Genomic DNA, 7,252 nt, shown 5'->3' on the forward strand with positions numbered 1-7,252 from the left:
ATGTCGCAACCTACCCGTATTCTTCTTTCCCTGCTGGTCGGTCTCGCAGCCGGCGCCGCGCTGGCCGCCTGGTCGCCCCAAAGCGCGCTGACCGCGGCGACCTGGGCGCAGCCCGTCGGCCAGGCCTGGCTCAACGGCCTGCAGATGACGATCGTGCCGCTGGTGCTGGCGCTGCTGATCACCGGCGTGACCGCTACCGCCGAGGCCGCGCAGGCCGGGCGGCTCGCGGGTCGCGCGATCGCGCTGTACGTAACGCTCCTGTTCCTCTCGGCGCTGCTCGCCGCCGTGCTGACGCCGCTGTTCCTCAAGATCGCGCCGTTGCCGCAAGGCTCGGCCGACAGCCTGCGCGCGGCGCTGGTCGGGGCCGAGAAGATCGGACCGTCGCCGCCGATGGGCGAGTTCCTCGCCGCCATCGTGCCAGCCAACATCGTGCAGGCCGCGGCCAACAGCGCCTTCCTCTCGCTGATCATCTTCGCCTTGGTCTTCGCCTTCGCGGTCACCCGCGTCGCGCCGGAATCGCGAAAGTTGCTCACCGATTTCTTCGTCGCGGTGCGCGACGTCATGCTGATCGTCATCGACTGGGTGCTGTGGATCGGCCCGCTGGGCGTATTCGCGCTGGCGCTGGGCGTCGGCGCCAAGGCCGGCACCGGCGCATTCGGCGCGCTGCTCCACTACATCCTGATCGTCGCCTCGGTCGGGCTGGTGATCACGCTGTTCGCCTATCCGGCGGCGGTGATCGGCGGCCGGATCGGGCTTGGCCGCATGCTGCGCGCCGCACTGCCGAGCCAGGCGGTCGCGATCAGCACCCAGTCCTCGCTCGCCACGCTGCCGGTGATGATCGAGGGCGCCGAGGAAGTCGGCGTGCCGGTCGCGGTATCGGGCGTGACTCTGCCGCTGGCAGTGGCGATCTTTCGCGCGACCGGGCCGGCGATGAACTTCGCGGTTGCGATCTACGTCGCCGAATGGTTCGGTGTGCCGCTGCACCCCACCACGCTGCTTGTCGGCGCGATCGTCGCGACGCTGACCTCGCTGGGCTCGGTGAGCCTGCCGGGCACGGTGAGCTATGTCAGCGCGATCTCGCCGGTCGCCGCGACGATCGGTGCGCCGATCACCCCACTCGGCCTCCTCGTCGCGGTCGAAACGCTGCCGGACATCATGCGCACCGTCGGCAACGTCACCTGGGATCTCGCGACGACGATCTGGCTGTCGCGCAACGCCAAGGCGGCGGAAACGGACGTCAGGCCAAACCATTGAAGACCCCCTTCCCGACGCCGCTGCGCTGGGCTGCGCTCGCGCTGCTCTCGCTGCTGCTGGCGGCGCTGCTGGAAACGATCGGACTTTCTGCCGGACTGCTGCTGGGGCCGATGCTGGCCGGCATCGCCTTCGGTGCCGGCGGGTCAGGCCTTGGTTTGCCGCGCTGGAGCTTCCTCTGCGCGCAGGCGGTGATCGGTTGCCTGATCGCCGGCACGCTCTCGGCCGGGATCTTCACCGCCGTACTGCGCGAATGGCCGCTGTTCCTCGGCGTTACGACGGCTACACTCGGGGCAAGCAGCTTCCTCGGCTATGGGCTGAGCCGCTGGCAGGTGCTGCCCGGTACCACCGCGATCTGGGGATCGATGCCCGGGGCGGCCAGCGCGATGGTGGTGATGGCGGAGGCGTTCGGCGCCGATGCCCGCCTCGTCGCCTTCATGACCTATACGCGCGTCGTCTGCGTGGCGGGTGCCACCTCGGCGCTCGCGGCCGGGCTCGGCGCGCATTACGGCGGATCGTGGCTGCACACGCTGGTGACGCCGGCGCCTTTGCTCCCCACCTTGGCGACGCTGGCGGTGGCAGCAGCGGGCGTGGCCGGTGCGCTGGCCCTCCGCCTCCCGGCACCCGCCTTGCTCGGCCCGCTTGCGCTGGGCGTCACTCTGCACCTGACCGGCATCGTCCGCCTCAGCCTCCCCGAACCCGTGCTCGCATGCAGCTATGCGCTGATCGGCTGGCGGATCGGCCTAGCCTTCACCCGTGAGACGCTCCACCTCGCCGCCCGCGCGCTGCCGCGGGTGCTGCTGTCGGTCGCCATCCTGATCGGATTTTCGACCGGGCTCGCGCTGCTGCTGGCGCGGTTCACGCATCTCGACCTGGTCACCGCCTATCTGGCGGTGAGCCCCGGCGGGCTGGACTCGGTGGCGATCATCGCCACCTCGGTACCGGTCGACCAGCCCTTTGTGATGGCGATGCAGACGCTCCGCTTCCTCGCGGTGCTCGGCGCCGGCCCCCTGCTCGCCCGCTGGGTGGCGCGGCGCCTCCAGTCGGTTACTTGAGCAGCACGAGTTCCTCGGCCATGGTCGGGTGCAGCGCCACCGTCGCGTCGAACGCGTCCTTGGTCAACCCCGCCTTCACCGCCACCGCCGCCGCCTGAAGGATCTCCGGCGCGTCAGGTCCGATCATGTGGAGGCCCACGACGCGGCCGGTCACGCCGTCGCAGATCATCTTGTAGAGCGCGCGCTCGTGGCGGCCGGCGAGCACGTTCTTCATCGCCCGGAAGTCCGAGGTATAGACCTTCACCGAACCCAGCTTGTTGCGCGCCTCGCCCTCGGTCATGCCAACCGCCGCGATCGGCGGGTGGCTGAACACCGCGCTCGGGACGCAGTGATAGTCGACCTGGTGCGGCTTGCCGCCGAATAGCGTGTCGGCAAAGGCCTGGCCCTCGCGGATCGCCACCGGAGTCAGCTGCACGCGGTTGGTGACATCGCCGACCGCATAGATGCTGTCGACCGAGCTGCGATTGTCGGCATCCACCTTCACCGCGCCCTTGTCGAGTTCGACGCCGACAGCCTCCAGGCCCAGCCCCTTGGTGTTCGGCACGCGTCCGGTGGCGAACAGCACGCAGTCGACTTCGATCGGATCGTGCCCGCTCATCGAGACGAGCAGGCTGCCGTCCGCCTGCTTCTCGATCTTCTCGAACTCGGCGAAGAAGCGGAACTCGATGCCCTTGGTCATCGAGATCTGGAGCAGCCGGTCGCGCACCTGCGCGTCATAACCGCGCAGGATCACGTCGGTGCGGTTGACCAGCGTGACCTTGGAGCCGAACTCGTTGAAGATGCCGGCGAACTCGTTCGCGATATAGCCGCCGCCGGCGATCAGCACGCGTTTCGGCAGTGTCTCCAGGTGGAAGACCTCGTTCGAGGTGATGCCAAACTCGCTGCCCGGGAAGCTCGGCACATGCGGGTGCGCGCCGGTGGCGATCAGGATCGTCCTGGCGGTGACCTTGCGGCCGCTCCCCAGCATCACTTCGTTGGGGCCGGTGACGGTCGCGCGATCGAGGATGATCTCGACGCCGTTGTTCTCCAGCCCCTGGGTGTAGAGGCCGTTCAAGCGATCGACATCGGCGAGGACGTTGTCGCGCAGCGTCGGCCAGTCGAACCGGCAATCGGGCACGTCCCAGCCGAAGCGGCGGGCGTCCTTCAGGTCCTCGGCAAAATGCGCGCCGAAGATCAGCAGCTTCTTGGGCACGCAGCCGCGGATCACGCAGGTGCCGCCGACGCGATACTCCTCCGCCACCGCGACCTTGGCGCCGTACGCCGCCGACATCCGCGCGGCGCGCGTGCCGCCCGACCCTGCGCCGATCACGAACAGGTCGAAGTCATAGTCGGACATGGGTCACTCCGGAGGTGTGTCGGCGCGGGAGGGCCGGGAAGAACGGGTCGAGCCAAAGATAGGGTGTCAGCGGGCAAAACAAGAGCCTCGTCACCGATCCACCGTCATCCCCGCGAAGGCGGGGATGACGGCTGCAGGCAGGACTCACCGCTTGCGGACGAACTCCGCGCGCAGGACCAGGCCCTTGATGCCGTCGAACTTGCAGTCGATTTCCTGCGCGTCGCCGGTGAGGCGGATCGACTTGATCAGCGTGCCGCGCTTCAGCGTCTGACCAGCGCCCTTCACGGTCAGGTCTTTGATCAGCGTAACCTGGTCGCCGTCCTGCAGCAGGTTGCCCACCGAGTCGCGCACTTCCACCGTGTCCGCTGCCGCTGCATTAGCCGCGGCCTCAGCGGCGGGGATCCACTCCCCGCTCGCCTCGTCATACACATATTCTTCGTCGCTCATTCGCCAAATGCCCTTTGAATCAAATCGTTGGTAGAAGGATCGAAATCGAGGCCGCCCTTGTCCGCGGCCTTTGCCATTTCCTTGCCCAGCTCGACGCCGAACTGGTCGAACGGATTGATGCCGAGCAGCACGGCGTTCACGAACACCCGGTGCTCGTAGAACGCAATCAGCGCGCCCAGCGTGCGCGGGTCCAGGCTTTCGAGCAGCAGCGTCGACGACGGCCGATCGCCCGGATAGCTGCGTGCCGGATCCTCATGGCCCTTGCCGGCCATCAGTGCGGCACCCTGCGCGAACATGTTGAGCAGCAGCTGGCGGTGGTGCTCCGGCGCAAGTGCATCGCCCGCCTCGATCACGCCGACGAACTCGAGCGGCACCAGGTGCGTGCCCTGGTGGAGCAGCTGGAACACCGCATGCTGCGCATCGGTGCCGACGCCGCCCCAGGTGATCGCCGCGGTCGGGTAGGTCACCACCTCGCCCTCGGCCGTGACGCGCTTGCCGTTCGATTCCATCTCCAGCTGCTGGAGATAGCTCGGCAGCAGCTTCAGCCGTTCGTCATAGGCGAAGGTGGCGCGGGTCTCGCAGCCGCGCGCCTGGGTGTAATAGAGGTCCGCGAACGCCGCGAGCGCGGGCGCGTTCTGCGAAAGATCGGTCAGGCGGAAATGCCGATCCATCTCGGCCGCGCCTTCGAGCAGTTCCTCGAACGCCTCCCAGCCTAGCGCCAGCGCCGCCGGGAACCCGATCGACGACCACAGCGAATAGCGCCCGCCAACGCTCTCGAAGAACGGCAGCACGCGGGTCTCGTCGACACCCCATTCCACGGCCTTGTCGGGCGAGGCGGTGAGCGCCACGACCTGGCCATAGGGATCCTCGACCCCGCCCTCGGCCATCCAGGCGAGCGCGCTCTGCGCATTGAGCATCGTCTCAGTAGTGGTGAAGGTCTTGCTGGCAATTACCAGCAGCGTCGCCTGCGGATCGAATACATCCATCGCGTTCTCGAGCGCGACGCCGTCGACATTGGAGACGATCGCCACGTCATAGCGGTCCATGTCACGGCCAAGCGCGTCGACCAGCAGGTCCGGGCCCAGCGCGGAACCGCCGATGCCGATGTGGAGGATGTGGCGGATCGGCCCCAGCGCCTCCGCCTCGATCGCGTCGATCAGCGCGCGCATGCGCTCGTGCTGGCCACGGGCACGGGCGACACTGTCGGGTGCGCCCTCATAGCGCTCGGCGGTGTGCTCGGCGGCACGGCCTTCGGTCACATTGACCACCTCGCCCGCGAACAGCGCGTCGCGCTTGCCCGCAAAGTCCATCTGCTGGGCCAACGCGGCGAACGCCGACACCGCCTCCGGCGTCAGATGCGTCTTCGACCAGTCGAAATGGATGCCGGCGACATCGACGCTCAGCCGCGACAGCCGCTCGGCGTCGGCAGCGAACAGGTCGGTCAGCTTGGTGGCGGGGAGGGATTGGATCGGCGTCCAGTCGGGCAAGGCCATGTTCATCTCCTTGGTGGCAGGGGTTCCCCTATCGTCCCACACCGGCCCGTTCCAGCCTCATTCCGCCGCTTGACCTCCCCGCCGCGCCCTAGCAGAGCAGTGTCCATGGAAACGCCCGCCTCGACCGAAACCGGCGCAACGCGCCCCGATCCCGCGCAAGTGCCTGCCGCCAAGCCGGAAAAGCCGAAGTCGGAGTGGCGCGACCTCGCGACGTTCCTGCTGAAGCTGGCGCTGATCGTGTTCGTGGTGCGCAGTTTCATCTTCTCGCCATTCAGCATTCCGAGCGAGTCGATGCTGCCGCGGCTGCTGATCGGCGACTATCTGTTCATCACCAAGTGGAACTATGGCTATTCCAAGCACTCGCTGCCGTGGAGTCTGCCGCTGATCCCGGGCCGGATCTTCCCCGGCACGCCCGCGCGCGGCGACGTGGTGGTGTTCAAGGCGCCCAATCATAATGGCGAGGACTGGATCAAGCGGGTCATCGGCCTGCCCGGCGACACGGTGGAAATGGTCAACGGCCAGGTGATCCTGAACGGCAAGCCGGTGCCGAAGCAGCGCATCGCCGATTTCGTGCTGCCGATCACCCCGAACTTCACCCATTGCCCGACGCAGTTCCAGACCGCCGATGCCAAGGGCGCGCCGATCTGCCGCATCCCGCAGTTCCGCGAGACGCTGCCCAACGGCAAGCAATATAACGTGCTCGACCAGGACAACCTGCCACAGGACAACACGCAGGTGTACACCGTCCCCGCCGGCCATGTCTTCCTGATGGGCGACAACCGCGACAACTCGACCGACAGCCGCTTCCAGCAACCGCCCTATGGCTCGGGCATCGGCTTCGTGCCGATCGAGAATATCGAGGGCAAGGCCGTCGTGAACTTCTGGTCGACGGACGGCAGCGCCAATTGGCTGCTTCCCTGGACCTGGTTCACCGCGGCGCGCTGGAGCCGGATTGGAGAAGGCTTCTGAGCGTCGCCGATCTGGGCGGCTGGGTCGAGAAGACGTTCGGCCGCCCCGCGAAAGACCTGCCTGCCTTCCAGCGCGCGCTGACCCATGGCAGCCAGGCGGCCGGCAACTACCAGCGGCTCGAATTCCTCGGCGATCGCGTGCTCGGGCTCGTGATCGCCGAATGGCTGTTCGAGCGGTTTCCGGAGGAGCCGGAAGGCGCGCTGTCGCGCCGGCTCAACTCGCTGGTCACCGGCCCGGTCTGCGCCGATGTCGCGCGCGAGCTCGGCGTGGTGCCGCATCTCCGCCTCGGCAAGCAGGCGCGCGATGACGGGGCCGCGGACAGCGACAATGTGCTGGGCGACGTGATGGAGGCGCTGATCGGCGCCTGGTATCGCGAGGCCGGACTCGATGCTGCACGCGCCTTCGTACGTAAGGCATGGGGCAACCGGATCGACGAACACGCCAAGGCACCCAAGCACCCCAAGTCGGCGCTCCAGGAATGGGCCGCCGCGCGCAACCGTCGCCCTCCGGAATATGAGATCGTCGATCGCTCCGGCCCGAACCACGCGCCGCGCTTCACGGTGAAGGTGTCGATCGGCAAGCTGGCCGAAGCGAGTGCCGAGGGCAGCAACAAGCAGGAAGCCGAAACGGCCGCGGCAGCAGCGCTGCTGGTGAAACTGGGCGGCTGACGTTTCCTAAGCCCCTCCCCTTCAGGGGAGGGG

At 67.7% G+C, this 7,252-nt stretch carries 7 protein-coding genes; 4 read left to right on the top strand and 3 right to left on the bottom strand.

What is annotated here, in order from left to right:
- Together SAZ01S_RS23805 and SAZ01S_RS18560 are read left to right on the top strand one after the other, a co-directional pair.
- Positions 1 to 1,254, top strand: a complete 1,254-nt coding sequence (locus tag SAZ01S_RS23805) for a dicarboxylate/amino acid:cation symporter (protein ID WP_139810138.1) — start codon at positions 1 to 3, stop codon at positions 1,252 to 1,254.
- Positions 1,251 to 2,306, top strand: a complete 1,056-nt coding sequence (locus tag SAZ01S_RS18560; RefSeq protein ID WP_139810139.1) for an AbrB family transcriptional regulator — start codon at positions 1,251 to 1,253, stop codon at positions 2,304 to 2,306. The genes SAZ01S_RS23805 and SAZ01S_RS18560 overlap by 4 nt, the downstream gene beginning before the upstream one ends.
- Here SAZ01S_RS18560 and gorA read toward each other — a convergent pair.
- The 3 genes from gorA to pgi form a co-directional block, all read right to left on the bottom strand.
- Positions 2,299 to 3,642, bottom strand: a complete 1,344-nt coding sequence (gorA, locus tag SAZ01S_RS18565) for a glutathione-disulfide reductase (RefSeq protein ID WP_084583767.1) — start codon at positions 3,640 to 3,642, stop codon at positions 2,299 to 2,301. The genes SAZ01S_RS18560 and gorA overlap by 8 nt on opposite strands.
- A gap of 144 nt (positions 3,643 to 3,786) precedes the next feature.
- Positions 3,787 to 4,089 carry an alkylphosphonate utilization protein gene (locus SAZ01S_RS18570; protein ID WP_084583768.1) on the bottom strand — a complete coding sequence of 101 codons (303 nt, stop codon included), beginning with the start codon at positions 4,087 to 4,089 and terminating at the stop codon, positions 3,787 to 3,789.
- Positions 4,086 to 5,582, bottom strand: a complete 1,497-nt coding sequence (gene pgi / locus SAZ01S_RS18575) for a glucose-6-phosphate isomerase (protein ID WP_084583773.1) — start codon at positions 5,580 to 5,582, stop codon at positions 4,086 to 4,088. Before pgi ends, SAZ01S_RS18570 begins: the two co-directional genes overlap by 4 nt.
- 105 nt (positions 5,583 to 5,687) lie before the next feature.
- On the opposite strand from pgi, the gene lepB reads away from it, so the two are divergent.
- Together lepB and rnc are read left to right on the top strand one after the other, a co-directional pair.
- Complete coding sequence (gene lepB, locus SAZ01S_RS18580; protein WP_084583769.1) at positions 5,688 to 6,551, top strand: signal peptidase I; 864 nt, start codon at positions 5,688 to 5,690, stop codon at positions 6,549 to 6,551.
- An 11-nt stretch (positions 6,552 to 6,562) separates the two neighbouring features.
- The gene (rnc, locus tag SAZ01S_RS18585) at positions 6,563 to 7,219 is read left to right on the top strand and encodes a ribonuclease III (RefSeq protein ID WP_084583774.1); all 657 of its coding nucleotides are present in this window, start codon (positions 6,563 to 6,565) and stop codon (positions 7,217 to 7,219) included.
- The last annotated feature ends 33 nt before the right edge of the window (positions 7,220 to 7,252 follow it).

Origin of the sequence: Sphingomonas azotifigens NBRC 15497, assembly GCF_002091475.1 — a bacterium.
Taxonomy (GTDB): domain Bacteria; phylum Pseudomonadota; class Alphaproteobacteria; order Sphingomonadales; family Sphingomonadaceae; genus Sphingomonas; species Sphingomonas azotifigens.